Origin of the sequence: Streptomyces cavernicola (genome assembly GCF_029968035.1) — a bacterium.
Lineage (GTDB): Bacteria > Actinomycetota > Actinomycetes > Streptomycetales > Streptomycetaceae > Streptomyces > Streptomyces cavernicola.
Genome location: NZ_JASCIQ010000011.1, coordinates 57,279 through 81,035, shown reverse-complemented (window position 1 = coordinate 81,035; position 23,757 = coordinate 57,279). Strand labels below are relative to the sequence as shown.

26 protein-coding genes are annotated in these 23,757 nt (G+C 71.7%); 9 read left to right on the top strand and 17 right to left on the bottom strand.

The genetic code is table 11. From position 1 onward, the window contains the following. Positions 1-6 precede the first annotated feature (6 nt). A complete protein-coding gene (locus tag QIS96_RS12675) occupies positions 7-540 on the bottom strand; it encodes a hypothetical protein (protein ID WP_282542616.1) in 534 nt (177 codons plus the stop codon). Between the two features lie 81 nt (positions 541-621). Then, positions 622-969, bottom strand: a complete 348-nt coding sequence (locus QIS96_RS12670; RefSeq protein WP_282542615.1) for a VOC family protein — start codon at positions 967-969, stop codon at positions 622-624. Positions 970-1,125: 156 nt separating this feature from the next. Here QIS96_RS12670 and QIS96_RS37835 point away from each other — a divergent pair, with 156 nt between their 5' ends. Beyond that, positions 1,126-1,200 carry a 50S ribosomal protein bL37 gene (locus QIS96_RS37835; RefSeq protein ID WP_372460710.1) on the top strand — a complete coding sequence of 25 codons (75 nt, stop codon included), beginning with the start codon at positions 1,126-1,128 and terminating at the stop codon, positions 1,198-1,200. A 74-nt stretch (positions 1,201-1,274) separates the two neighbouring features. Here the strand turns inward: QIS96_RS37835 and QIS96_RS12665 are convergent, their stop codons facing one another. Next, positions 1,275-2,501 carry an acyl-CoA dehydrogenase family protein gene (locus QIS96_RS12665; RefSeq protein WP_282542614.1) on the bottom strand — a complete coding sequence of 409 codons (1,227 nt, stop codon included), beginning with the start codon at positions 2,499-2,501 and terminating at the stop codon, positions 1,275-1,277. A gap of 160 nt (positions 2,502-2,661) precedes the next feature. Between QIS96_RS12665 and QIS96_RS12660 the strand changes: the two genes are divergently transcribed. After that, positions 2,662-3,306 (top strand): TetR family transcriptional regulator, encoded by a 645-nt coding sequence (locus QIS96_RS12660; protein WP_282542613.1) that lies wholly within the window; start codon positions 2,662-2,664, stop codon positions 3,304-3,306. Positions 3,307-3,543: 237 nt separating this feature from the next. On the opposite strand, the gene def is transcribed toward QIS96_RS12660, so the two are convergent. Then, positions 3,544-4,086 carry a peptide deformylase gene (def, locus tag QIS96_RS12655; RefSeq protein ID WP_282542612.1) on the bottom strand — a complete coding sequence of 181 codons (543 nt, stop codon included), beginning with the start codon at positions 4,084-4,086 and terminating at the stop codon, positions 3,544-3,546. Positions 4,087-4,224: 138 nt separating this feature from the next. On the opposite strand from def, the gene QIS96_RS12650 reads away from it, so the two are divergent. From QIS96_RS12650 to QIS96_RS12630, 5 genes are all read left to right on the top strand, one after another. After that, positions 4,225-5,472 carry a Mur ligase family protein gene (locus QIS96_RS12650; RefSeq protein WP_282542611.1) on the top strand — a complete coding sequence of 416 codons (1,248 nt, stop codon included), beginning with the start codon at positions 4,225-4,227 and terminating at the stop codon, positions 5,470-5,472. Between the two features lie 42 nt (positions 5,473-5,514). After that, the gene (locus QIS96_RS12645; RefSeq protein ID WP_282542610.1) at positions 5,515-6,243 is read left to right on the top strand and encodes a type 1 glutamine amidotransferase; all 729 of its coding nucleotides are present in this window, start codon (positions 5,515-5,517) and stop codon (positions 6,241-6,243) included. Positions 6,244-6,474: 231 nt separating this feature from the next. After that, positions 6,475-7,500 carry a 6-phosphofructokinase gene (locus QIS96_RS12640; protein WP_282542609.1) on the top strand — a complete coding sequence of 342 codons (1,026 nt, stop codon included), beginning with the start codon at positions 6,475-6,477 and terminating at the stop codon, positions 7,498-7,500. A 103-nt stretch (positions 7,501-7,603) separates the two neighbouring features. Continuing rightward, positions 7,604-8,554: a cytochrome c oxidase assembly protein gene (locus tag QIS96_RS12635; RefSeq protein WP_282542608.1), complete on the top strand. Its 951-nt coding sequence runs from the start codon at positions 7,604-7,606 to the stop codon at positions 8,552-8,554. Positions 8,555-8,724: 170 nt separating this feature from the next. Then, on the top strand, positions 8,725-8,901 hold the full coding sequence (locus tag QIS96_RS12630) for a hypothetical protein (RefSeq protein WP_282542607.1): 177 nt from the start codon (positions 8,725-8,727) through the stop codon (positions 8,899-8,901). Positions 8,902-8,967: 66 nt separating this feature from the next. Here QIS96_RS12630 and QIS96_RS12625 read toward each other — a convergent pair whose 3' ends face one another. The 9 genes from QIS96_RS12625 to QIS96_RS12585 all read right to left on the bottom strand — a co-directional run bounded on the left by QIS96_RS12625 (position 8,968) and on the right by QIS96_RS12585 (position 17,157). Continuing rightward, on the bottom strand, positions 8,968-9,393 hold the full coding sequence (locus tag QIS96_RS12625; protein WP_282542606.1) for an SSI family serine proteinase inhibitor: 426 nt from the start codon (positions 9,391-9,393) through the stop codon (positions 8,968-8,970). Between the two features lie 391 nt (positions 9,394-9,784). Further along, positions 9,785-10,279 carry a thioesterase family protein gene (locus QIS96_RS12620; RefSeq protein ID WP_282542605.1) on the bottom strand — a complete coding sequence of 165 codons (495 nt, stop codon included), beginning with the start codon at positions 10,277-10,279 and terminating at the stop codon, positions 9,785-9,787. Then, complete coding sequence (locus tag QIS96_RS12615; RefSeq protein ID WP_282542604.1) at positions 10,276-11,283, bottom strand: 3-hydroxyacyl-CoA dehydrogenase NAD-binding domain-containing protein; 1,008 nt, start codon at positions 11,281-11,283, stop codon at positions 10,276-10,278. The genes QIS96_RS12620 and QIS96_RS12615 overlap by 4 nt, the downstream gene beginning before the upstream one ends. A gap of 55 nt (positions 11,284-11,338) precedes the next feature. Next, positions 11,339-12,235 (bottom strand): BKACE family enzyme, encoded by an 897-nt coding sequence (locus tag QIS96_RS12610; protein WP_282542603.1) that lies wholly within the window; start codon positions 12,233-12,235, stop codon positions 11,339-11,341. Positions 12,236-12,359: 124 nt separating this feature from the next. Beyond that, positions 12,360-13,277: a TetR/AcrR family transcriptional regulator gene (locus QIS96_RS12605; protein WP_282542602.1), complete on the bottom strand. Its 918-nt coding sequence runs from the start codon at positions 13,275-13,277 to the stop codon at positions 12,360-12,362. Between the two features lie 85 nt (positions 13,278-13,362). Beyond that, positions 13,363-14,040, bottom strand: a complete 678-nt coding sequence (locus QIS96_RS12600; protein ID WP_282542601.1) for a DedA family protein — start codon at positions 14,038-14,040, stop codon at positions 13,363-13,365. After that, on the bottom strand, positions 14,033-14,932 hold the full coding sequence (locus QIS96_RS12595; RefSeq protein WP_282542600.1) for a lysophospholipid acyltransferase family protein: 900 nt from the start codon (positions 14,930-14,932) through the stop codon (positions 14,033-14,035). Before QIS96_RS12595 ends, QIS96_RS12600 begins: the two co-directional genes overlap by 8 nt. Next, a complete protein-coding gene (locus tag QIS96_RS12590; protein ID WP_282542599.1) occupies positions 14,929-15,684 on the bottom strand; it encodes a GNAT family N-acetyltransferase in 756 nt (251 codons plus the stop codon). Before QIS96_RS12590 ends, QIS96_RS12595 begins: the two co-directional genes overlap by 4 nt. Positions 15,685-15,975: 291 nt before the next feature. After that, positions 15,976-17,157, bottom strand: coding sequence for a M14 family zinc carboxypeptidase (locus QIS96_RS12585; protein ID WP_282542598.1), 1,182 nt, complete (start codon positions 17,155-17,157; stop codon positions 15,976-15,978). 298 nt (positions 17,158-17,455) lie between these two features. On the opposite strand from QIS96_RS12585, the gene QIS96_RS12580 reads away from it, so the two are divergent. Continuing rightward, positions 17,456-18,511 carry a M14 family zinc carboxypeptidase gene (locus tag QIS96_RS12580; RefSeq protein ID WP_282542597.1) on the top strand — a complete coding sequence of 352 codons (1,056 nt, stop codon included), beginning with the start codon at positions 17,456-17,458 and terminating at the stop codon, positions 18,509-18,511. Positions 18,512-18,709: 198 nt separating this feature from the next. Next, complete coding sequence (locus tag QIS96_RS12575) at positions 18,710-19,483, top strand: lysophospholipid acyltransferase family protein (RefSeq protein WP_282542596.1); 774 nt, start codon at positions 18,710-18,712, stop codon at positions 19,481-19,483. 95 nt (positions 19,484-19,578) lie between these two features. On the opposite strand, the gene QIS96_RS12570 is transcribed toward QIS96_RS12575, so the two are convergent. From QIS96_RS12570 to QIS96_RS12555, 4 genes are all read right to left on the bottom strand, one after another. Next, entirely contained in the window at positions 19,579-21,156 is a 1,578-nt protein-coding gene (locus tag QIS96_RS12570; protein WP_282542595.1) for an alpha/beta hydrolase, read from the bottom strand. 216 nt (positions 21,157-21,372) lie between these two features. After that, complete coding sequence (locus tag QIS96_RS12565; protein WP_408907170.1) at positions 21,373-22,149, bottom strand: urease accessory protein UreD; 777 nt, start codon at positions 22,147-22,149, stop codon at positions 21,373-21,375. Further along, positions 22,146-22,844 (bottom strand): urease accessory protein UreG, encoded by a 699-nt coding sequence (ureG, locus tag QIS96_RS12560; protein WP_282542594.1) that lies wholly within the window; start codon positions 22,842-22,844, stop codon positions 22,146-22,148. The genes QIS96_RS12565 and ureG overlap by 4 nt, the downstream gene beginning before the upstream one ends. 230 nt (positions 22,845-23,074) lie before the next feature. Further along, positions 23,075-23,749 (bottom strand): urease accessory protein UreF, encoded by a 675-nt coding sequence (locus tag QIS96_RS12555; RefSeq protein WP_282542593.1) that lies wholly within the window; start codon positions 23,747-23,749, stop codon positions 23,075-23,077. Between the last annotated feature and the right edge of the window lie 8 nt (positions 23,750-23,757).

The following is a 23,757-nucleotide window of genomic DNA, read 5'->3' as shown; positions in this document are numbered from 1 at the left end:
CGGCGCTCACCGGGCTTCGGCGCGGGCGGACGCCTCCCGGGTGGTCTCGTGCCAGTACGCCGCGCACTTCGAGGTCTGCCGCAGGACCCGGTCGGGCGCGGGCGGTGCGGGCCAGAACTGCAGGAGGTAGCGGTCCACCTGCTCCTCGTCCAGGCGGGTGTCCAGCTCTCTCCCCGCGTCCATGCCGCGCGCGCAGTAGCGCACCCGGTGGTCGGTCTCCGCGACCCCCAGCGCGTACCACGCCGCGCCGCCCCACTCCAGCAGGCCCGTGTCCGCAGAGGCGGGCCGGAAGGACACCTCCACGACGTCCTCCCACTCGGGGCCCAACTCGGGCTCCTGAGCATGGACTTCGACGGTGAAGCCCACGCTCCCGGTGTGCAGGCCGGTCACCAGCCACAGCGCCCCGGGCACCGCGGCACCGCACAACCCGGACGTCTGGCCTGCGAACGCCTCCTCCAACTCAGGCTGTTCGTCGTCGCTCACCACATAGATCTGGCCGTAGTGGACGTGGACTTCGCCGTCGACAGGCTTGTGCAGCATGAGACCTCCCCCGTAGTGCGGCCGCCTGGTTCAGCGACCGGTTCCGAGGCTACGCGGCCCCACTGACAACGCCCCCCGCCCTCAGGTCACCGGGTTCTCGATCAGCGTGACGCGGTTGCCGTCCGGGTCCTCGACGGCGGCGAACCGGACGCGCTGCGCGCCGGGTTGGACCGGTCCCGGGGTGATCTCGCGGGCGGCGAGCCCGGCGAGGGTCTTGTCGAGGTCGTCGACGACGAGGTTCACCAGCGTGCGCCCCGCCTGCTCAGGCGACTGGAAGACCTGCAGCCAGGCGTACGGCGCGATGTGCCAGTCGGCGAGCCCCGGCATCGGGCGGGCGTCGGCGGGCCGGCCGAGCAGCCGCTCGTACCAGGCGACCGAGGCGTCGATGTCACGTACCGGGGCGACGGCGAGGACATGGGTGAAGGACATGAGCGCGACCTTTCGCGAGGAGGGACGCCTGTATCTGTACCGACTCCCGCGGCCTCGGGAACTCATCGACATGCGGCCCCGGACCACCCGTCCCTACACTGACCAGCACGCCGATATCGACCGGAATGTCGGCATGTACGGCAAGGAGCCGCCTCCATGTCCAAGCGAGGAAACAAGCGCCGGGCCCGCAAGAAGAAGGGCGCCAATCACGGCAAGCGCCCCAACACCTGAGCCACGTGCAGCGGCCCCCGTCCCTGGGTGGGCCCTGGGCGGGACGGGGGCCGCTGCACGTTCTCGTACGGGAGCTAGCGGATCGGCAGGCCCGAGAGCGTGCGGGCGATGACCAGGCGCTGGATCTCGCTGGTGCCCTCGAAGATCGTGTAGATCGCGGCGTCGCGGTGCATGCGCTCCACCGGGTACTCGCGGGTGTAGCCGTTGCCGCCGAGGATCTGGATCGCCTGGGCGGTGACCTTCTTGGCGGTCTCGCTCGCGTACAGCTTGGACATCGAGCCCTCGGCGTTCTCGAACTTCTTGCCCGTGGTCGCCATCCAGGAGGCGCGCCAGACCAGGAGCCGCGAGGCGTCGATCTGGGTGGCCATGTCGGCGAGCTGGAAGGCCACGCCCTGGTTGTCGATGATCGGGCGGCCGAACTGCTCACGCGTCTTCGCGTACTCCAGGGCCTCCTCGTACGCGGCGCGCGCGGTGCCGACCGCCATCGCGCCGACGGCCGGGCGGGACGCCTCGAAGGTGGCCATCGCGGCGTTCTTCACGCGCTCGCCGCCCTTCTTGGCCTTCTCGCGGGCGCGGGCGAGGCGCTCGTCCAGCTTCTCCCTGCCGCCGAGCAGGCAGTGGCCGGGGACGCGGACGTTCTCCAGGACGACCTCGGCGGTGTGCGAGGCGCGGATGCCGTGCTTCTGGAACTTCTGGCCCTGCGAGAGGCCCTCGGTGTTCGGCGGCACGATGAACGAGGCGTGCCCCTTGGAGCCGAGCTCGGGGTCGACGGAGGCGACGACGACGTGGACGTTGGCGATGCCGCCGTTGGTCGCCCAGGTCTTCGTGCCGTTGAGGACCCACTCGTCCTTGGCCTCGTCGTACACGGCGCGGGTACGCATCGACGCGACGTCGGAGCCCGCGTCCGGCTCGGAGGAGCAGAAGGCGGCGACCTTCACGTCGTTGGCGTCGCCGTACATCTGCGGGACCCAGGTGCCGATCTGCTCCTCAGTGCCGTTGGCAAGGACGCCGACGGCGGCGAGGCCGGTGCCGACGATGGACAGGGCGATGCCCGCGTCACCCCAGAACAGCTCCTCCATCGCCATGGGGATGCCGAGGCCGGTCGGGTCGAAGAACTGCTGGGCGTAGAAGTCCAGGGAGTAGATGCCGAGCTTGGCGGCCTCCTGGATGACGGGCCAGGGGGTCTCCTCGCGCTCGTCCCACTCGGCGGCGGCCGGGCGGATCACATCGGCGGCGAAGCCGTGCAGCCAGTCCCTGACCTCCTTCTGCTCGTCGTTCAGGTCCATGGTGAACTCGGCCATGCCCGTCCCCTCCAACACGTTACTTGCGGTAACCAGAGTGTGTTACCCGCCAGTAGCAGCTGTCAACTCCGAGGCGCCGTTCGATCCGTTCGAGGCTCGGACCAGCGGGGTGTTACGTTGCGCGTTGCGTCACGGAATCGCATGGGCGGGGAGAAACACCATGGACACGACAGAACGGACCGAGCAGGCCCAGGCGGCGGAACGCCGCAGACGGGAGCTGCTCGAGGCCGCGGAACGGGTCGTGCTGCGCGACGGCCCCGGTGCGTCGATGAACGCCATAGCCGCCGAGGCGGGCATCACCAAGCCCATCCTGTACCGGCACTTCGGCGACAAGGGCGGCCTGTACGCGGCCCTCGCCAAGCGCCACACCGACGCGCTCCTCGCCTCCCTGCGCGCCGCCCTGGACGCCCCGGCCGACCGTCGTACGCGCGTCGAGTCCACCCTCGACACGTACCTCGCGGCCATCGAGGGTGCGCCGCAGGTCTACCGCTTCCTGATGCACCCGGCGGACTCCGCCTCGCCGGGCGAGCAGGGCTTCGACGTGGGCCGGCACTCCGCGCCGCTGCTGCGCAGGCTGGGCGAGGAGTTGGCCGAGGTGATCGCGGAGCGGGTCGACCTCGGGGCGGACACGGCGCGGCTCGCGCGGGTGTGGGGGCACGGGATCGTCGGCATGATGCATGCGGCCGGCGACTGGTGGCTCGGCGAACGGCCTTGCGGGCGGGACGAGTTGGTGCGGGATCTGGCGGAGCTGCTGTGGGGGCGGTTGGCCGCGGCGGGTGACCGTGAGGGCGGCCCCGGCTTCTGATTCTTCCCCTCCCCGCCCCTTCCCGAAAGTCCTCGCCGGACGGGGCTCCTCAAACGCCGGAGGGGCTGGAATTGCCGGGGTGGGCTGGCTTTGCCGGGGTGGGCTGGTTTTTAAGGGGCGCGGGGAACTGCGCGACCAGCCACGGCTGCGCAGCAGACGAAGAACGACCGGGGTCCGGGGCGGAGCCCCGGGGCTGTCCGCAGGACTTTCGGGAAGGGGCGGGGAGGGGAAGGAGCCCTAGCGCGAGCCCCACGGTGCGCGGCGGGCCGCACGCAGGACGCGCGCCCGGCGCCAACCCCCGAGCCGGTCCGGGTAGACCGTGCCCTCCAGGTGGTCGCACTCGTGCTGGAGGCAGCGGGCGAACCAGCCCGTGCCCTCGATGCGGACGGGCTCGCCGTGTCGGTCCACGCCCTCGACCAGGGCACGGTCGAACCGCCCGGTCGGCGCTTCGAGGCCCGGCAGCGAGAGGCAGCCCTCGGGTCCGCGCACGGTGTCGCCGTCGGCGGCCACCAGACGGGGGTTGACCACGTGCCCGAGGTGGCGGCGGTCCTCGTCGTCCGGGCAGTCGTAGACGAACACCCGCTGCGGGACGCCGACCTGGTTGGCGGCGAGGCCCACGCCCTCGGCGGCGTACATGGTCGCGAACATGTCCTCGACGAGACGGGAGAGTTCGGGGCCGAAGTCGGTGACGTCCTCGCAGGGCCCGTGCAGCACGGGGTCGCCGAGCAGAGTCATGGGCCGTACGCGCCCGGTGCTGCCGGGGATCGATCCGTGTCGCATAGCGGTCAAGGGTACGTTCCGGTGTACTGCGGCGGGCGTCACGGTGCCGCAGTTCGGGCACCGGCAGGGATCTCGATAGGCTGAGGCCACCAGTGCCGGGGGCAGGCGCGGCGCCGGAAGCAAGGAGGAACTAGGACGATGGCAGCAAACCCGGGTGGTGCAGACCCGATGACGCCGCGGGCCAAGCTGGCTGTGACGGCCGGCAAGGCGGTCGCGGCGGCGTCGCGGGCCGCGGGCCGCGGCAGCGGATCGGTGATCGGCGGCCGCGTGGCCCTCAAGCTCGACCCGGATCTGCTCGGACGGCTCGCGCAGCACCTCGATGTGGTGCTCGTCTCGGCGACCAACGGCAAGACCACCACCACACGGCTGATCGCGGAGGCACTCGGCGCCGCGGGCCCCGTGGTCTCCAACGCGCTCGGCGCCAACATGCCCGCGGGCATCACCTCGGCGCTCGCCGGCGGTTCGGACGCCAAGTTCGGTGTGATCGAGGTCGACGAGAAGTACCTCGCCGGCGTCGCGCGCGACGTGGCCCCGAAGGCCATCGCCCTGCTCAACCTCTCCCGCGACCAGCTCGACCGGGCCGCCGAGACCCGCATGCTCGCCGAGAAGTGGCGCGAGGGCCTGGCCGGCTCCAAGGCCACGATCATCGCCAACGCCGACGACCCGCTCGTGGTGTGGGCCGCCTCCTCCTCGCCGAACGTGGTGTGGGTCGCGGCCGGCCAGGAGTGGAAGGACGACGCCTGGTCGTGCCCCTCCTGCGGCGGCGTGATGCAGCGCCCCGGCGACGACTGGTTCTGCGGCGAGTGCGGTTTCCGCCGCCCCGCGCCGAGCTGGGCGCTGAGCGGCGACCACGTCCTCGACCCGCACGGCTCCGCCTGGCCGATCCAGCTCCAGCTGCCCGGCCGCGCCAACAAGGCCAACGCCACCAGCTCCGCCGCCGTCGCCGCCGCCTTCGGGGTGCCGCCGCAGGTCGCCCTGGAGCGGATGTACCAGGTGCAGGCCGTGGCCGGACGGTACGACGTCGTGCAGTTCATGAACCGCGACCTGCGCCTGCTGCTCGCGAAGAACCCGGCCGGCTGGCTGGAAACGTTCTCCCTGATCGACCCGCCGCCCACCCCGGTGATCCTCTCGGTGAACGCACGCGGCGCCGACGGCACCGACACCTCCTGGCTGTGGGACGTCGACTACACCCGCCTCGCCGGGCACCCGATCTTCGTGATCGGCGACCGCAAGCTGGACCTGGCCGTACGCCTCGAAGTGGCCAGTCTGGAGTTCCGGGTCTGCGACAGCGTCGACGAGGCCGTGCGGCTGGCGCCGCCCGGACGGATCGAGGCGATCGCCAACTACACCGCCTTCCAGGACCTGCGCCGCCGCGTCGGCAACTGACCCGCATCTCAAGGCTCTTCAAGGCTTTAAGGACCAGAAAGCATGAGCGACAACAGTCTTCGCCTGGTGTGGGTCTACCCGGACCTCCTCAGCACCTACGGCGACCAGGGCAACGCCCTCGTCGTGGAGCGCCGCGCCAACCAGCGCGGCGTGCCCGTGGAGCGCCACGACGTGCGCAGCGACCAGCCGGTGCCGACCTCCGGCGACATCTACCTGATCGGCGGCGGTGAGGACCGCCCGCAGCGGCTCGCCGCCGAACGGCTGCGCCGCGACGGCAACTTGAGCCGCGCGGTGGCCAACGGCGCGATCGTGTTCTCGGTGTGCGCGGGCTACCAGATCCTCGGCCACGAGTTCATCAACGACCTCGGACAGCGCGAGCCCGGCCTCGGCCTGCTCGATGTGACATCCACCCGCGGCGAGGGCGAGCGGTGCGTCGGTGACGTACTGGCCGACATCGACGAGCCGCTCGGCCTGCCGCAGCTGACCGGCTTCGAGAACCACCAGGGCGTCACGCACCTCGGCCCGACGGCCCGCCCGTTCGCCCGGGTCCGCCTCGGCAAGGGCAACGGCACCGGGGACGGCACCGAAGGCGCGTACAACGACACGGTGTTCGGCACCTACATGCACGGACCGGTGCTCGCCCGGAACCCGCAGATCGCCGACATGCTGCTGCGGCTCGCGCTCGACGTGAACGCGCTGCCGCAGGTCGACGACCGCTGGTACGAGGCGCTGCGCAACGAGCGGATCGCCGCCGCCACCCAGCCCGCCTGAGCGGGACACCACCCGCATGAGCGGGGTCGGCGGGCCCGCCTGAGCGGGCCTCAGCACGCTTGAGCGGACGCCTCAGGGGCCTTCACGGCCCCTGAGGCGTTTTTGCAGTCCTGGCCGAAGACCGGCCCGTGGAACGGATTCGGCGCGGTCGCTCCGCACTAGTAGGGTGACGCTGAATCAACCGGACGACGTGGTCCGGTCCTCCGCCCACGTTGCAAGGGTTCTTGGGTCATGCGTATTGGTGTCCTCACCTCCGGCGGCGACTGCCCCGGCCTCAACGCGGTCATTCGCTCGGTCGTGCACCGAGCCGTCGCCGACCACGGCGACGAGGTCATCGGCTTCCATGACGGCTGGAAGGGCCTGCTCGAGTGCGACTACCGCAAGCTCGACCTCGACGCGGTCGGCGGCATCCTCGCCCGCGGCGGGACCATCCTCGGCTCGTCCCGCGTCCAGCCCGCGCATCTGCGTGACGGCGTCGAGCGGGCCAAGGGCCATGTCGCGGAGCTGGGTCTCGACGCGATCATCCCGATCGGCGGCGAGGGCACGCTGAAGGCGGCCCGGCTGCTCTCCGACGCGGGGCTCCCCATCGTCGGCGTGCCGAAGACCATCGACAACGACATCGCGGTCACCGACGTCACGTTCGGCTTCGACACCGCGGTCGGCGTGGCCACCGAGGCGCTCGACCGCCTGAAGACCACCGCCGAGTCGCACCAGCGCGTCCTGATCGTCGAGGTCATGGGCCGGCACACCGGCTGGATCGCCCTCAACTCCGGTATGGCGGCGGGCGCGCACGCGATCGTCGTGCCCGAGCGGCCCTTCGACATCGACGAGTTGACCGCGAAGGTCGGCGCCCGCTTCGAGGCCGGGAAGAAGTTCGCCATCGTCGTCGCCGCCGAGGGCGCCAAGCCGCGCGCCGGCTCGATGGAGTTCGACGAGGGCGGCAAGGACATCTACGGCCACGAGCGGTTCGCCGGCATCGCCCGGCAGCTCTCCGTCGAGCTGGAGCAGCGCCTCGGCAAGGAGGCCCGCCCGGTGATCCTCGGCCACGTCCAGCGCGGCGGCACCCCCACCGCGTACGACCGCGTCCTCGCGACCCGGTTCGGCTGGCACGCCGTGGAGGCCGCGCACCGCGGGGAGTTCGGGATGATGACCGCGCTGCAGGGCACCGAGATCATCATGGCCCCGCTCGCCGAGGCCGTGGAGACGCTGAAGACCGTGCCCGCGGATCGGTACGCGGAGGCCGAGACCGTCCTCTGATCCCGCCTGCTGGTCCCTCCTGCTGAGACCGCCCCCGGCCGATCCCCCGGCCGGGGGCGGTTCTACTCTGGTTCGGACAACCGGCACGAATCAGGAGCAGCGGATGGATCACAGCGGGCACGGCATGACGATGGATCTGCCGCCGTTCACGCTGGGCCGAGCCCTTCAGTTCTCTTCCGACCCGTTCTTCCTGGTGGGGTGCCTGCTGGCGCTCGGCCTGTACGGGTGGGCGATGGTGCGGCTGCGGCGCCGCGGCGACTCCTGGCCGGTGGGCCGCGCGATCTCGTTCGCGATCGGTGTGCTGACGGTCGCCCTGGTGATGTGCACCAAGCTGAACGAGTACGGCATGGTCATGTTCAGCGTGCACATGGTGCAGCACATGGTGATCAGCATGCTGTCGCCGATCCTGCTGCTCCTGGGTGCGCCGATCACGCTCGCGCTGCGGGCGCTCCCGGTCGCGGGACGGGGGCGGAAGGGGCCGCGCGAGCTGCTCCTGATGCTGCTGCACAGCCGGTACATGAAGGTGATCACGCACCCGGCGTTCACCATCCCGCTGTTCATCGCGAGCCTGTACGCGCTGTACTTCACGCCGCTCTTCGACTTCCTGATGGGGTCCACGCCGGGGCACATCGCGATGATGGTGCACTTCCTCGCGGTGGGCCTGGTGTTCTTCTGGCCGATCATGGGCGTCGACCCGGGGCCGCACCGGCCCGGCTATGTGATGCGGATGCTGGAGCTGTTCGCGGGCATGCCGTTCCACGCGTTCTTCGGCATCGCCCTGATGATGGCGACGCAGCCGATGATCGGCACGTACATGAACCCGCCCGCCTCGCTCGGCATCGACGCCCTGGCCGACCAGGAGGCGGCCGGCGGCATCGCCTGGGCGTTCAGTGAGATCCCGTCCGTGGTGGTCCTGGTGGCGCTGCTCTTCCAGTGGCGCAAGTCGGAGGAGCGCGAGGCCCGGCGCAAGGACCGCGCGGCGGACCGGGACGGCGACAAGGAGCTGGAGGCGTACAACGCGTATCTGGCCTCGCTGCACGCACGCGGCCAGTAGCCCGCCCCCTGCCACCTCTCCCTGCGTCATGCGGAAGGCCCCCGGAACGCGCTGTTCCGGGGGCCTTCTGTCACGGACGCTGGCGGAACCCCACCTCTGCGGGGGACCATGGAGGTTGGTCGCGGGCCGGCACCGGTCGGGTGTCCGCCCGCCGTGAGGAGGGTGTTGCGATGCCCGGTTCCACGAAGCCCAATGCGACGAAGACGCTGGGGGTGGCCACGGTCGCCGCGCTCGTCGCGGTGACGGGCTACACGGTTGCCCTCGGCAGCAACGGCTGGTTGTGGTTCGGCTGGATCGTGCTCGGGCTGATCACGGCGGCGGTGGCGCTGTCCAAGCCAGAGCCCTGAGGGGTGCGCTGCGCTCGGTAGCCGGGCTCGGAAACTGTGCTCGGAAGCCGGGCTCGGAAGCTGTGCTCAGAAGTCGAAGACGGGGTCGGTCGCGGCGTGCATCTCGCAGCTGTTGGCGAATGTCTTGTGCCACGCGGTGATCCGGCCCCGGTGCGTGCCCGTGGCGCTGACGGTCACCGGGTCGTGCTCGGCGCTGCAGGCCCTTGGCGCCCCGGCCAGTTCGTCGAATTCGCCGTGGGCTTGGTCGAGGGCGGCGCAGGCCGCCTTCGCCTGGGGGTGTGTGCCCTCGGGCTTCGGCCGGCAGTGCAGCTTCACGCCTCGGATCCAGGTGTTCTCGGCACCCGAGACGCTGAGGAAGAGTCCCCCCGGGCGGGGCTCGGACGGACCCCGTGGGGCGGCGAGTGCGCTCGGCGCGAGGGCGACGAGCAGGGCTGCCGCGGCGGCGAGAGCGATGGGGGCAGCGGTGCGGACATCGGGGACGGTGGGACGCATCGGGCCTCCGGGCCTTGTGGGTGAGCGGACCGCGGCCCAGTGCACCCACCACGCAGTACGGCGGCAAGGCACCACTCCAGTGCCTTGCCGCCGTACGCCCGTACGGGCCTCGCTGCCTGCCGTCCGCTAGGCCGTTTCCTTCGGATCAGGCCGGATCTGGTCGGCGGCTCGAATCGGTCGAGTTGAGCGGGGTCATGGGGGTACCTCCCTGCTCGAGCGAAGCCGAGAGCTTGGGGGCGCGTGCAGCTGCAAGGCGGAGGAGGGCGTCAACGCGATGGGGGTCCCCCCTGCTCGAGCGAAGCCGAGAGCTTGGGGGAGTTGGCAACCGACGACAACGCCGCAGATGTGCGTGCCAGACCCCGCGCCCCCGGCAAGATCCGAAGGAGACGGCCTAGGCGACGGGGCGAATCGCCCGTCCCGCCCAGTCCGGGGCCTCCACGACGAGGGAGGTGAGCCGGCCCTGGATGTCGTCAGGGAACGGCGTGGTGCGGCCGGCCGCCTGGTCGACGTGCAGGGCGAGCAGCTCGGTGGTGGCCACCGGCTCGGCGTCGTCCGGGACGGCGCCCTCGGCCTCGGCCACGACGAAGAGCTCGTGCACGAAGTGCGCCTTCTTCGCCGCGGCGCCGAGGATCCGGGTGCGCACCGCGAGGTGGGCCCCCTCCGGGACGTCGTTGAGGTACCGGATGTGCGACTCGACCGTGTAGAGGGAACAGCCGCTGGACTCGCGGTACGCGGAGTGCAGGCCTGCCTCGATCATCATCGCGTCGGTGGCGTGGCCGAAGACGAGGACGTAGAACGCCTCGCTCATGTGGCCGTTGTAGTCGATCCACTCCGGCCTGACCGTGCGGTGCAGCAGGGGCAGGGTCTGCTCGGTCGTAGTGGTCATGCGATCTCCTGGTGCTGATCGGCGCTCTGGGCGCGCTGCTGCGGCAGGCGGCCGGTCGCGCGCAGGACGTCGATGACGCCCTGGTCGCGTTCGGCCACCAGGTCCGCGATGGTGCGTCCTGCGGCCTCCTCGTCGCAACCCTCGACGACGGCGTCGTACAGCTTCTTGTCCAGCTCAGGGGCCTCAAGTCGGGTCCACGGGGACTTCAGGGAGGGTCCGAAGTGGTCCAGCATGTGAGCCATTCCACCCTCGCCGCCCGCGAGCGCGAAGGTCAGCATCGGGCCCATGAACGCCCAACGCAGGCCGGGGCCCTCGGTGATGGAGTCGTCGATCTCCTGCACGGTGGCCTCGCCGTTGGCGACCATGTGCAGGGCCTCGCGCCAGAGGGCCTCCTGGAGGCGGTTGGCGATGAAGCCGGGCACCTCGCTCTTCATGGTGATCACGGACTTGCCGGCCACGTCGTAGAAGCGGGAGGCCCAGGTCACGACGTGCTCGGCGGTCTGCTCGCCGCCGACGACCTCGACGAGCGGGATGAGGTACGGCGGGTTGAACGGGTGGCCGACGACCAGGCGGCCCGGGTCGGCGGCGGTGGTCTGCATGTCGGTCATCGGGTAGCCGGAGGTCGACGAGGCGATGACGGTGCCGGCGGGGGCGGCGGCGTCGAGCTGGGCGAGCAGGTCGCGCTTGAGCTCCAGCTTCTCGGGGGCGCTCTCCTGCACGAACTGGGCGTCGGCGACGGCCTCTTCGAGGGTGGCGGCGACGGTGAGCCGGTCACGGGACGCGCCGTCGGCGAGGCCGAGCTGGGTGAGCGCGGGCCAGGCGGCGTCGACGAGGCGGCGCAGCTTGAGCTCGGCGTCGGGGGCCGGGTCCCAGGCGGTGACGTCGTAGCCGCGGGCCAGGAAGTGGGCGACCCAGCCGCCGCCGATCACGCCGGCGCCGATGCAGGCGACGCGGGTGACGTCCTCGGGGGCGCAGGGGGCGGCGGGGGTGGTGACAGCAGTCATGAGGGGTCCTCAGCGGGGGTGTGCGGGCTTTTCGGCGGTACGGGGGTCAGGCCGGTCAGGCGCGGGGCTTGAGGCCGAGCTTGACGCGGGCCTCGTCCGGGGAGACGACGCGGGCGCCGATGGACTCGGTGATCTGCACGGCGCGCTCGACGAGTTGGGCGTTGGTGGCCTTGTTGCCCTTGCCCAGGTAGAGGTTGTCCTCCAGGCCGACGCGGACGTGCCCGCCGAGCAGGATGGACTGGGCGACCCACGGCATCTGCATGCGGCCGATGGCGAAGCTGGCCCACTGGGCGTTCTCCGGCAGCATGTTGACCATGGACTGCAGGACGCCCGGGTCGGCGGGCGCGCCCCACGGGATGCCCATGCACAGCTGGAAGACGGTCGGGTCGTCGAGCAGGCCCTCTTCGCGGAGCTGCTTGGCGAACCACAGGTGACCGGTGTCGAAGATCTCCAACTCGGGCCGTACGCCGAGCTCCTGGATGCGCTTGGCGCCCTGGCGGAGCATCTCCGGGGTGGAGACGTAGAGGTTGTCGCCGAAGTTCAGGGAGCCGCAGTCGAGGGTGCAGATGTCGGGGAGCAGCTCGTCGACGTGCGGGAGCCGGTCGAGGCCGCCGACGAGGTCGGTGCCGGGCAGCTCGCCGAGCTTGTCGAGGGGCTGGACGGGATCGACGACGAGGTCGCCGCCCATGCCGGCGGTGAGGTTGATGATGACGTCGGTGCCGGTCTCCTTGATCCGCTCGACCGTCTCGCGGTACAGCTTCGGGTCGCGCGAGGGGGCGCCGGTCTCGGGGTCGCGTACGTGGATGTGCACGGCGGCGGCGCCGGCCTCGGCGGCCTCGACGGCGGACTTGGCGATCTGCTCGGGCGTGACGGGCACGTGCGGGCTCTTGCGGACGGTGTCGCCGGCGCCGGTGAGGGCCGCGGTGATGATGACGTCCTGGTTCATGGGCATGCCGAACTCCTTTTCCTTACAGGGGATATGACGGTGTGTTACGAGGCTTGTGCGTGCGGCTGCTTCGGCCGCGCGCCGGAGGCGGTACGCGGAGGGCGGCGCCGCTCGGTCGGCGAGTCGGCGATCAGCGGGCGATCAGTGCCGTGTCCACGTGGGCGAGCAGGGCGCGCTGCATGTCGTCCGCGCTGGTGCCGGGTTCGCCCGGGGTGGTGGCGAGGACCTGGGAGGCGAGGCCGTCGATCAGGGCGGTCAGGGTGAGCGCGGCGATCTCGGGATCCACGGGGCGGAAGGCGCCCTGGGCGACGCCGCGCCGGATGACGTCGGCGACGGTCTCGCGCCACTGCCGGTAGTACTCGACGTGCAGCCGGCCGACCACGGTGGAGCGGGCGGCCTCCGCCCACAGGTCGAGCCAGACGCTCCACTGGCGGCGCTGCTGGCGGGTGTACGGGGTCTGCAGCTCGATCAACTGCCGCAGCTCGCCCGCCACATCGGCCGCTTCCGCGATGTGTGCGGCGCGGCGGGCGGTGTCCTCGTCCATGCACCAGCGGACGGCCGCTTCGAGCAGGTCGTCCCGGCCCGGGAAGTGGTAGTGGATGCCGGCGGTGCTGGTGGCGCAGGCCTCGGCGATGTCGGCGACGCGGACCGCGTGGAAGCCACGCTCGGCGATGAGCCGGACCGTCTCGCGCACGATCTGCAGCGGCCGCCCGCCGTCCGCGGGCGCCGCCCCGGCCGTACGGCGCGTCCGCGTCGCGGGCCGGCCCGTGGGGACCGGGTCGGCCTGGGCGCCGGAGCCGAGCAGCCACGCCGCGTCGACATCGCCGGTGTCCGCGACGCGGGCCAGCTCGGCGACGGTGAAGCGGCGGGCTCCGCTCAGGGAGCGGGACAGCTTGGACGGGTCCATGACGATGCGGCGTGCGAACTCGCGCTGGCTGACGCCGACGGCCGCGATGACCTGGCGGACCCGGTCGGCGACTTCTCCGCCCGTGTCGCCGACGCGCTCCGCCGCGCTGTCGCCCCTGTGGATTCCCGCTTCCTTCTGCATGGTCGACGACCGTACCCGTGTGTTGAGATAACCGCAACAAGTTCGACCAGACTTCTTCGCCGCGGCTCCACTACTTGGCAGGCTCTTACTGGGCTTTCAGAGGGCGATCCGGTGGTGTTGTGATGATGACTGACTCATCAGTCGGGTTGCGCAATGCCCGTCTCCGGCGGCCCCGCCTGCGGACGCACTCCCCCACGAGCGTCAGCACGGCGACCGTGCCGAAGGACAGCAGCAGCCCGTACACGGGACGGTCGGCGAAGGCCGTGCCGCCGAGGGCGCCGACGGCCACGCTGAGGACGGCCCAGAGGCTCGCGCCGAGCGCGTCGAACAGGAGGAAGCGGTGCACGGGATAGCGGGCGCCTCCCGTGCTGAGGCCGGTGACCACCCGCCCGCCGGGGGCGTACCGTCCGGCCACGATCAGGAGCGCGCCGTGCCGCGCGACCAGGGAGTGCGCGGCGGCGAGGCGGCGCTCGCCCTTCTCGCCGCGCAGCAGCAGACGGGTCAGGCGGCGGCCCGCCCTGCGCCCCACCCCGTACCCGCCGAGGTCGCCCGCGACCGCGCCCGCCGTGGCGAGGAGCGTGAGCAGGGCGAGGCGGCCCGGGTCCGCGCCGATCAGGACGGCGGCGGCGACGACGGTGGTCTCGCTGGGCATGAACGGCAGGAGGGCGTCCAGAGCCGCTGTGCCGAAGATGACGAGCCAGAGCCAGGGCGAGTCCAACAGGCCCTGCAGAAACGCCACATAGGGGTCGAGCCAGTCAGCCATGGCGCCTCGGCTGGTCCCGGAACACCGACTCCTGCGCGGCCGCGGCGAGCGTCCGCCGGTCTTCGCCCGCGCCGGTGCCGGGCCCTGCGGGCAGGGGCGGGTGGGCGCGGACGCGCACGGCGAGCCCGTCCGCCTGCGCCACCCGGTGCAGGGACGGCACGAAGCCCTCGTCGCCGAGGAACCCGGCGACCGTGCTCGGCCTGCCGTGCTGCAGATAGCTCAGGGTGGCCGGGCGGACGGGCACGCGCGCGTCGATCGCGGCCTGGAACATGGCCCTCCGGAAGCCCCCGCCCGCGGCCGAGCACCACGTGGTGCCCTGTGGGAAGACCGCGACGGTGCGGCCCGCGGCGAGGGACTCCCGTACGCGATCGACCGCTCGGGGCAGGGCGCGCAGGGAGCCGCGGTCGATGAAGCAGGTGTCGACGCGGCGGGCGAGCGGGCCGACCACCGGCCAGCGGCCCACCTCGCGCTTGGCGACGAGCGTGACCGGCTCGCAGGCGAGGAGGGCCACGATGTCGAGCCAGGAGATGTGGTCGGCCACCACGAGGGCGCCGGTGCCGGGGACGGCGAGCGGGGTGTCGCCCACGTCCAGGCGCACGCCGAGTGCGGCGAGGAGGGCGCGGGCCCGCTCGCGTACCGCCAGGCCGTCGCGGGTCGCGGACGGCGAGGCGAGGGCGCCCGCGACGACCTGCCCGAACGCCGCGTACCGCCGGGCCGTGTGCAGCGGGGACACGGGCGGGGCGGCCGGGCGGGCGCAGCGGGGCGTGCAGGGCGAGACCGGGAACCAGGGGCTCTGCGGCAGGGGCGGCGCGAGGGAGGCGCCGGGCCGGGCAAGGGAGGCGCCGGGCGGGGTGACGGGGGTGGAGGCGGTCGCTGCGACCGGTCCGTTCACTGCTCCTCCCCCAGGAAGTACCGGCGATAGCGGTCGTTGATGCGGTCCATCGGCAGCAGGACGTAGAAGTCCGCGACGTCGAACTCCGGGTCGTGGGCGGGCGCGCCGCACATCCACGCGCCGAGCCGCAGATAGCCGCGGAGCAGCGGCGGCAGGTCGGCGGGGCGTGCCGGACCGTCGATCGGGCCCGAGGGGTGCCAGGGGCGGTGCGGGTGGACGCGGAGCTCGGGCGGTGAGGCGTGCTTGCCGTTGCCGAGGAGCCAGGCACTGCTCGCGGCCCGCCCGCCGTCGGCGAGGGGGACGGAGGCGCAGCCGCCGAGGTACTGATGCCCGGAGAGCAGCAGATAGCGGGCGAGGGCCGCCCAGAGAAGGTTGATGACCGCGCCGTTGCGGTGGTCGGGGTGGACGCAGGAGCGACCCGTCTCGACCAGCTGGGAGCGGATGCCGGCCAGGTCGGTGAGGTCGAACTCGCCGTCGGAGTACAGGCGTCGGGTACGGCCGGGCGGGATCAGGCGGTACGTCCCGACGACGTCGCCGGTGCCGGTGTCGGTGACGACGAGGTGGTCCGCCACGGCGTCGAAGTCGTCCACGTCGTGCCCCGGCAGCGGGGTGTGCAGGCGGGCGCCCATCTCGCGCGCGAAGACCTGGTGGCGCAGGCGCTGGGCGGCGCGGATCTGATCGTCGGTGTCGGCGATCGCGACGGCGTAGCTGCTGGAGGCCGCGACTACAGTGGACGGTGCAGGACTGGGCATGACGAACCCGCTTTCTACGCAGGGGGAAAGGCCCGCGCGGGTCGTGGCTGATGACCGCGCGAGTCGGCTCGGTCGTGCACGGGCCGTCGAGTTGCCGCTCGGCGGCCCGCCTCACACCACGGTGCAGTCGCCCGGTGAACAGGTCAAAGATTTCTGGCAGTTGTCAGGGAAGGATGAGGGACATTCAGGGTTGCCTCAGGGGTACCCCGAGACCGGCGTCGAGCCAGTGCTACCTCGGAGGTACCCCTGAGGTCCGGTGCCAGGTCCGCCTTTGGTCCGGTGCCGGGTCTGTCAGACCCCCGGCCCGTCGGAAGGCAGCGTGACCCGCTCCGGGATGGAGTCGTAGACACCCGCGTCGAGGGAGTCCACCGAGCCGTCCGCGACCGCGTCGACCAGGCCGCCGAGGCCGGTCTCGACCATCTGCGTGAGCATGCCGTTGCGCTTCATGCCGTCGTACTGGGTCTGCGAGGACGTCTCGAAGAGAATCGCTGCAGAACCCCGCAACTGGTACGAACCGAGCGCGGTGCCCGGCAGGTTGGTGGACTGCGGGTAGAGGGTCAGGTCGCCGAAGGAGGAGTCACCCTGCTCCTGGAGCGCCTGGTAGACGGCGACGTTGGCGCGCTTGGAGGCCACCATGTCGAACTTGGGCCAGTCGCCGAACGCGGCCGGGTCGTCGATGAACTTCGCGGAGATCGACAGCGGGGACATGCTCTCCATGTCGTCGGTCGCGTAGCAGGACCACTGGTTGTGCAGGTCGACGAAGAAGTCGACGGTGCCGAACTCCCGCTCCAGGGACCGGTAGACGTCGCGTGAGGTCTGCGCCTCGGGCGTGATGTACCAGCCGGTGTCGGCGCTGCTGCCCGGGAAGTCCGCGGCGGCCGGCACGTAGTCCAGGTTGGGGTTGAAGTCGCGGTTGACGTCGAAGCCGCCGACGCGGGCGTTGTAGTTCCACGCCGGGGACGCGTCCGCGAGCTGCGGGAAGTCGGCGACGACCTCGCCCCAGCTCATGTCGTTCTGCCGCCGGTCGAGTTCGCCCCCGTCGGCGTTGAGGCGGGGGACGACCACCACGGTGACGTTCTTCCGCAGCTCCTGGGCGGCCGGGCTGTCGGAGCCCCACCGCTTGAGCAGCTCCAGGGCCGCCTCGGTGCCGTGCATCTCGTTGCCGTGGATCTGCGTCTGCACGTAGACGACCTTGTCACCCTCGCCGACGCGCGCGGTGTGGATGGCGCGCCCCTGCTGCGAGTAGCCGGCCACCTCCACGTCCACGAGGCCGCCGGTGCTTGCCTCCAACTGCTTGAGGGCGGAGGTGAGTTGGGCATGGTCGACGAAGCCTTCGCTGCCGGATCCGGAGGCCTCGGTGCCGCAGTGGGCCCAGGGCGGGATCGCGCCGTCGCCGGCGTGGGCGGCCGCGGTGGAGAGACCCGCGATCAGGGCCGTGCTCGCCAGCGTGGCAATCCATCTTCGAGCGGACAATTGACTGCTCCTCAGGTGTCGTCATGCACGTCCGAGGGGTGGCGAGCGCCACTCTAAGCAGCCGCCCGTCATCTGTGAACGGGGTCTTGCTCCTGTCGCGCCCCCGGTCCGGGCCGCGGCAGCCGTTCTACCTGCAGCGACCACGTACTTTCGGGATTTTTCCTGCAACTCGCCGCCCTCTGCGGCAACTTCGTCGACATACAAGGGCATTGACGGGCTTTCATGTTGATCATTAAGCTCGCCGCTCCGCTGCCCCCCACTGGCCGCCCCCCGCCCGAGACACCAGGGACGAACACACATGCGCAGATCCAGTGGCTTTCCTCGCTCCGCCCGCAGGACCACCGCGGCCCTCACCGGCGCGCTGCTGCTGACCGGGACGCTGTTCGCGGGCAACGCCGCCGCGGTCGGGGAAGGCCCCGACTACCAGGGCAACGAGACGGTCAACACCTCGATCCTGTCCACGTACGACGACGTGGCCGGCTTCCTGAAGGACCAGGACGCCAAGCAGGACGCCATGGAGCTCGAGGTCATCGGGCAGACCGTCAAGGGCCGCGACATCCACCTGGCCAAGTACATGAGCGATCCGGACAACCCGACGATCCTGTACCTGGCGCAGCAGCACGGCAACGAGCAGCTGACCACCGAGGCCATGCTGCACACCATCAAGTCCCTCGCCTCGAAGCACAACGCCGCGCTGCTCGACGACGTGAACGTCCTGTTCATCCCGATGTTCAACGCCGACGGCGCGATGGGCGACGTGAACTTCCCGCTCGACGGCTACCTCGCCAAGGGCGAACGCCATCTGACCCGCTACAACGCCAACGAGGTCGACCTCAACCGCGATCACGTGGCCAAGGAGCAGCCCGAGACCAAGGCCCTGCACCAGAACGTGCTGCGCGCCTACGACATCGACTACGCGATCGACCTGCACCACCAGGGCACCCAGTCCCGCGTGAACGGGGACCTGGTGTCCGGCTCGATCCTGCACCCGACGACGCCGGACGTCTCGCCCGAGCTGGTCGAGCGGTCCAAGCGGCTCGGCTCCGTCGTGTACGAGAACGTCGACAGCACCGGCTGGGGCCACATCGGCCGCTACGCGGGCGGCACGGCCAACACCATCGGCCGCAACGGCATCGCGGCCGAGTACGGCATCGCCACGCTCCTCTTCGAGATGCGCGGCATGAGCGACCACGAGTACGAGCCGTACGTCCTCGGGCAGAAGTCCAACGGCTACCTGATCCGGCAGTCGGTCCTCACCATGGAGGCCACCATCCGGTCGATCGCCGACGGCTCCGTCGACCGGGCCGACACCTCTTTCTGGGACACCCTCCCCGAGCAGTGCAGCACCTGCTGACGACGGTGCCACCACGCTGCGGCCGCGCCGGGCACCCGCCCGCGCGGCCGCAGTGCTGCAACGCCCGCGCCCTACCCGCCAGTAGAGCCGGAAGTGGTTACACCCGGCGGCGTCCGCACATACACTTCTCACCCTCACACCACAGATGACCTGCAGTAACACCGCCGCTGAGCGGCCCCGGGAAAACGAGGGGACCCCGTGTTCTATTACGTGCTCAAGTATGTGCTGTTGGGGCCCTTGCTCCGGCTGATCTTCCGACCGAAGATCGAGGGCCTGGAGCACATTCCCGAAGACGGCGCCGCGATCGTCGCGGGCAACCACCTGTCGTTCGCCGACCACTTCCTGATGCCGGCCATCATCAAGCGGCGGATCACGTTCCTGGCGAAGGCCGAGTACTTCACGGGCCCCGGTGTGAAGGGCCGGCTGACCGCCGCGTTCTTCCACAGCGCGGGCCAGATCCCGGTGGACCGCTCGGGCAAGGAGGCCGGCCAGGCGGCGATCCGCGAGGGTCTCGGGGTGCTCGGCAAGGGCGAGTTGCTCGGCATCTACCCGGAGGGCACGCGCTCGCACGACGGGCGGCTCTACAAGGGCAAGGTCGGCGTCGCCGCGATGGCGCTCAAGGCGCAGGTCCCGGTGATCCCGTGCGCGATGATCGGCACGTTCGAGGCGCAGCCGCCCGGCCAGAAGCTGCCGCGGTTCCGGCAGGTGACGATCCGTTTCGGAGCGCCCCTCGACTTCTCCCGCTACGAGGGCATGGACGGCGAGAAGGCGGTCCTGCGGGCGGTCACGGACGAGATCATGTACGCGATCCTGGGGCTCTCGGACCAGGAGTACGTGGACCGCTACGCGGCCGTCGTGAAGGCCGAGGAACAGGCGGAGAAGCAGGCGGAGAAGCAGGCCGCCAAGCAGGCGGAGAAGGCGGCCGAGAAGGAGCGGCGGGCGGCGGCCAAGGACGACAAGTCCGGGTCGTAGCAGCGGAGTTGCGGAGGTGCCCCCAGCGGGGCCGGCACGCCGAGGGGCGGCCGGAGTCAGTCGACTCCGGCCGCCCCTCGACCGCGTTTCCCGGCCTACGGCTTGGGCGTGGCGTGCGGTTCGCACGTCACGTCGCGGCTGTCGGTCTTCCCGGAGAGCAGGTAGGTGTCGACCCGCTCGTTGATGCAGGGGTTGACCAGGTTGGTCACGCCGTGCGAGCCGGCGTTCTTCTCGGTGATCAGACGGGAGCCCTCAAGCCGCTTGTGCAGCTCGACCCCGCCCTCGTACGGCGTCGCCGCGTCCCGCTCGGCCTGCACGATGAGGACCGGCGGCAGGCCCTTGCCGGACTTCACGTCGACCGGGGTCTGCTGCTCCACGCCCCAGGTGGCGCACGGCAGGTTCATCCACGCGTTGGCCCACGTCATGAACGGGTGGTCCTTGTGGAGCTCCGTGTTGTCGCGGTCCCAAGTCGCCCAGTCCGTGGGCCACTTGGCGTCGGTGCACTCCACGGCGGTGTAGACGGCGTTGCCGTTCTCCGCCGCGATGTTGCCCGCGGTGTCGGACAGGTCCGGTCCGGCGGCCTCGACGAGCGCCTTCTCGTCACCGGCGAGGTACTTGCTCCACACCTCGGCGGTCGGCACCCACGCGGAGTCGTAGTACGGCGCGCCCTGGAAGAACCCGATGAGCTCGGCCGGGCCGACGACGCCGCCGATGGGCTCCTTCTTGGCCTCGGCGCGCAGCTTCAGCCACTGCTCCTCGACCTTCTCGGGGGTGTCGCCGATGTGGAAGGTGGCGTCGTTCTTCGCGACCCACTCCTTCCAGTCGTCCCAGCGGGTCTGGAAGGCGACGTCCTGGTCCAGGTTGGCCTGGTACCAGATCTTCTCCCGCGAGGGGTTCACGACGCTGTCGACGAGCATGCGCCGCACGTGGTCCGGGAAGAGCGTGGCGTACACGGCGCCGAGGTACGTGCCGTAGGACACCCCGAGGAAGTTGAGCTTCCGGTCGCCGAGCGCGGCGCGGATCACGTCCAGGTCGCGCGCGGTGTTCGGGGTGGTCATGTGCGGCAGCATCTCGCCGCTGCGCTCCTTGCAGCCGTCCGCGTACTCGGCGGCGAGCTTGCGCTGCGCGAGCTTGTCGGCCTCGGAGTCCGGCACCGGGTCGAGCTTCGGGGCCTTCACGAACTCCTGCGGGTCGACGCAGGAGATGGGCGCCGAGTGGCCGACGCCGCGCGGGTCGAAGCCCACGAAGTCGTACGCCTTGGCGGTCTTCTCCCACAGCGGGGCCTTGTTGGTGATGCGCAGCGGGAAGCGCATCCCGGAGCCGCCGGGCCCGCCCGGGTTGTAGACCAGGGAGCCCTGCCGCTCGTCCGCGGTGCCGGTGCTCTTGGCCCGGTCCACGGCGAGCTTGATCTGCTTGCCGTTCGGCTTGGAGTAGTCGAGCGGGACGCTGACCCAGCCGCACTGGACGGGCTTCGCGAGCCCCCAGTCCGCCGGGCAGTCCTTCCAGTCGACCCCCGTCTTCGCCGCGCGCGCGGCCGCGATGGCCACGCCCCGCGCCTCGGACGCGGTGCGCGGGCCGCTGTCGGCGCTGGCCGCTGGAGCCGCCATCGCACCGGCTATGAGAGTCCCCGCGATCAGAGTGCCGGCCGAGCCGAGCACTGCGGTGCGTCTCAAGTGATACCTCCCCCAGATCGTTTCGATCAGATCGTCGTCACGCGTTCTCAGGTCGTCACGCGTTCTTCGGGGGATCTTTGCGCCTGTGGGGTACCTGACAACAGGTCGGACACATGTTCTTTACCGATCCGATAACCGGTGGCCCCTGCTCCGCTCACCGGTCGCCCACGGCAGGAGAGTTCACGCCCCGCTCACGCCCCCCGGCACCCTCACTGCCTACCCCACCACCCGCACCGCCTCGTCCAGCGCCCGGCGCAGCCGCAGCGCGTCCGGTGCCACCGCCGTCACCAGCAGCCCCGGGCCGGCCAGTGGGGTCAGGGCGGCGAGCTCCCCGAGCAGCTGCGGCCGCGCCGGGGCCTCCGCCAACTCTGGGCGTACGACGACGAGTTGGCCGAGCGCGCGGTGTCCGGCGAGGGCCGCCGGGCCGTCCCAGCCGGACGGCGCGGCGGGGCCGCAGGCCAGTTCCTGGTCGAGGAGGAGTCGGCCCGCGCAGCGGACCGTGAGGCGGCTCGTGAGGTTGCCCGGGGGCTCGCCCGTACGCCCCAGGACCTGCTCCTCGCGCAGCAACAGGCGGGCACCGGGGGCCACTTCGGCCCGGGTCGTCACCTGCAGGGCGCTGCCGTGGGCCGAGATCAGCTGTTCCGGCAGCCAGCGCAGTTCGGCGTCCTCCTCGACGCTCAGGCGTACGTCGTAGTGGGCGGGCTCCTTCGTCTGGCCCGGCAGGGCGATGGTGGCGGCCGTCGAGGTCACGTCGAGCCGCGCACCCGGGCCCGCCTCGGCCGCCACGGTCAGCCGGTCGCCGCCCAACGGGGCGCTCATCGCGCCGACGAGGGCGACGCGCGCCTCCGGTCCCGCGCTGCGGATCCGGCGTACGGCGAGCGGCCCCTCACCGTCGAGGACCGGGAGCCGGCTGATCCCCCGGGCGTCCGCCTCGGCCCGGATGCGGGCGGCCGCCCGAAGTCCGCCGCCCGCCAGGGCGCCCCCGACCGTCACGCGGCGGTCCAGTCGGCGAGCCGCTGCCGCACCCAGGCGGCGACCTCGGACACGCCCTCCTCGGACCGCAACGACTGGAAGACGACGGGGAGTTCGGCCCGCTGCTCCTTCGCGTCCCGTGCCATCCGCTGCAGATCGGAGCCCACGTACGGGGCGAGGTCGGTCTTGTTGACGACGAGCAGGTCGGCCGTGGTCACCCCCGGGCCGCCCTTGCGGGGGATGTCGTCACCGCCCGCCACGTCGATGACGAACAGCTGGGCGTCGACCAGGCCGCGGGAGAACGTGGCCGTGAGGTTGTCGCCGCCCGACTCGACGAGCACCAGGTCGAGCGGCCCCACTTCGTCCTCCAGGTCCTCGACGGCCTCCAGGTTGGCGGAGATGTCGTCGCGGATGGCGGTGTGCGGGCAGGCCCCGGTCTCGACGGCGGTGATCCGCTCGGGCGGCAGCACGGCCTCGCGCAGCAGGAACGCGGCGTCCTCGCGCGTGTAGATGTCGTTGGTGACGACGGCGAGGGACAGCTCGTCGCGCAGCGCCCGGCAGAGCGCGGCCACGGTCGCGGTCTTCCCGGAGCCGACGGGTCCGCCGAGGCCGATCCGCAGCGCACGGCGTCGCCCGTCGGGCCGTACGGCGTCAGCGCTTACTGCGGCGGGGCCGTCGTGGGAGTGGGAGTGGGGGTCGGAGTGGTCGAGGTGCATGGGGTTCTCCAGGGTTGTGGGGTTCAGGGGGCGGCGGGCGTTGGGCTCAGACGGTGGTCTTTCCCCTCCCCGCCCTTTCCCGAAAGTCCTGCCGGACGGGCCTCCTCAATCGCCGGAGGGGCTGAATTTTCAGCCCCTCCGGCGATTGAGGAGCGGGGGTTCGGGGGCGGAGCCCCCGGGGCGCCGCAGGTTTTCGGGAAGGGGCGGGGTGGGGAGAGAACATCGAACCGCTACGACGCGAACAGCCGTACCGCCCAAGCCGCGTGGGCCTCCGCGCCGATGTCCAGGAGCGGCGCGGAGGACGCGGGCAGGGCGTCGACCCCCTCGTCCGGCACCCGCCGCGCGGCCGCACCCGCGTCCGCCGCGACCCGGTCGAGCTCGGGGGCGAGCCGCGCCAGGACGCCGGTCGCGTCGAAGGGGTCGAGGCTCAGGAGCCGTACGACGGCCGAGGCGGGGCCGCTGACCGCCTCGTACGCCGCGACGTACGCCGCGTCCTCGGGCCCGAGCCCGGCCGAGCGCGCGGCGAGCCCGAGCACGACGGGCTGGTGCGCGCCCTTCGGCCGTACGGCGGCCAGCGCGTCGAGCTCCGCGGAGGGCCAGGTGGCGCGGGCCGCCCGCATCATCTGGCGGCCCAGCTTCCGCGCGGCGGTGCGCAGCGCGGCCGACGGGGTGCGGGCGTCCGCGGCCTCGTCGAGCAGCAGCGGGTCGACGCCGAGCGCGGCCGCCGCGGCGAGGGCGGCCGCGACCAGGCCGCTGGTGTGCAGCCGGCCACGGCAGAACTCCGCGAGGTCGGCGGCGTCCTTGATCCGGCCTGCGGCGACGGCGGCCTCGGCCCCGCCGGAGTGCGCGTGCCCGCCGGCGGGAAAGCGGCCGTCGGCCAGGACCAGGAGTGTGGCTCTGCTCATGGCGACGG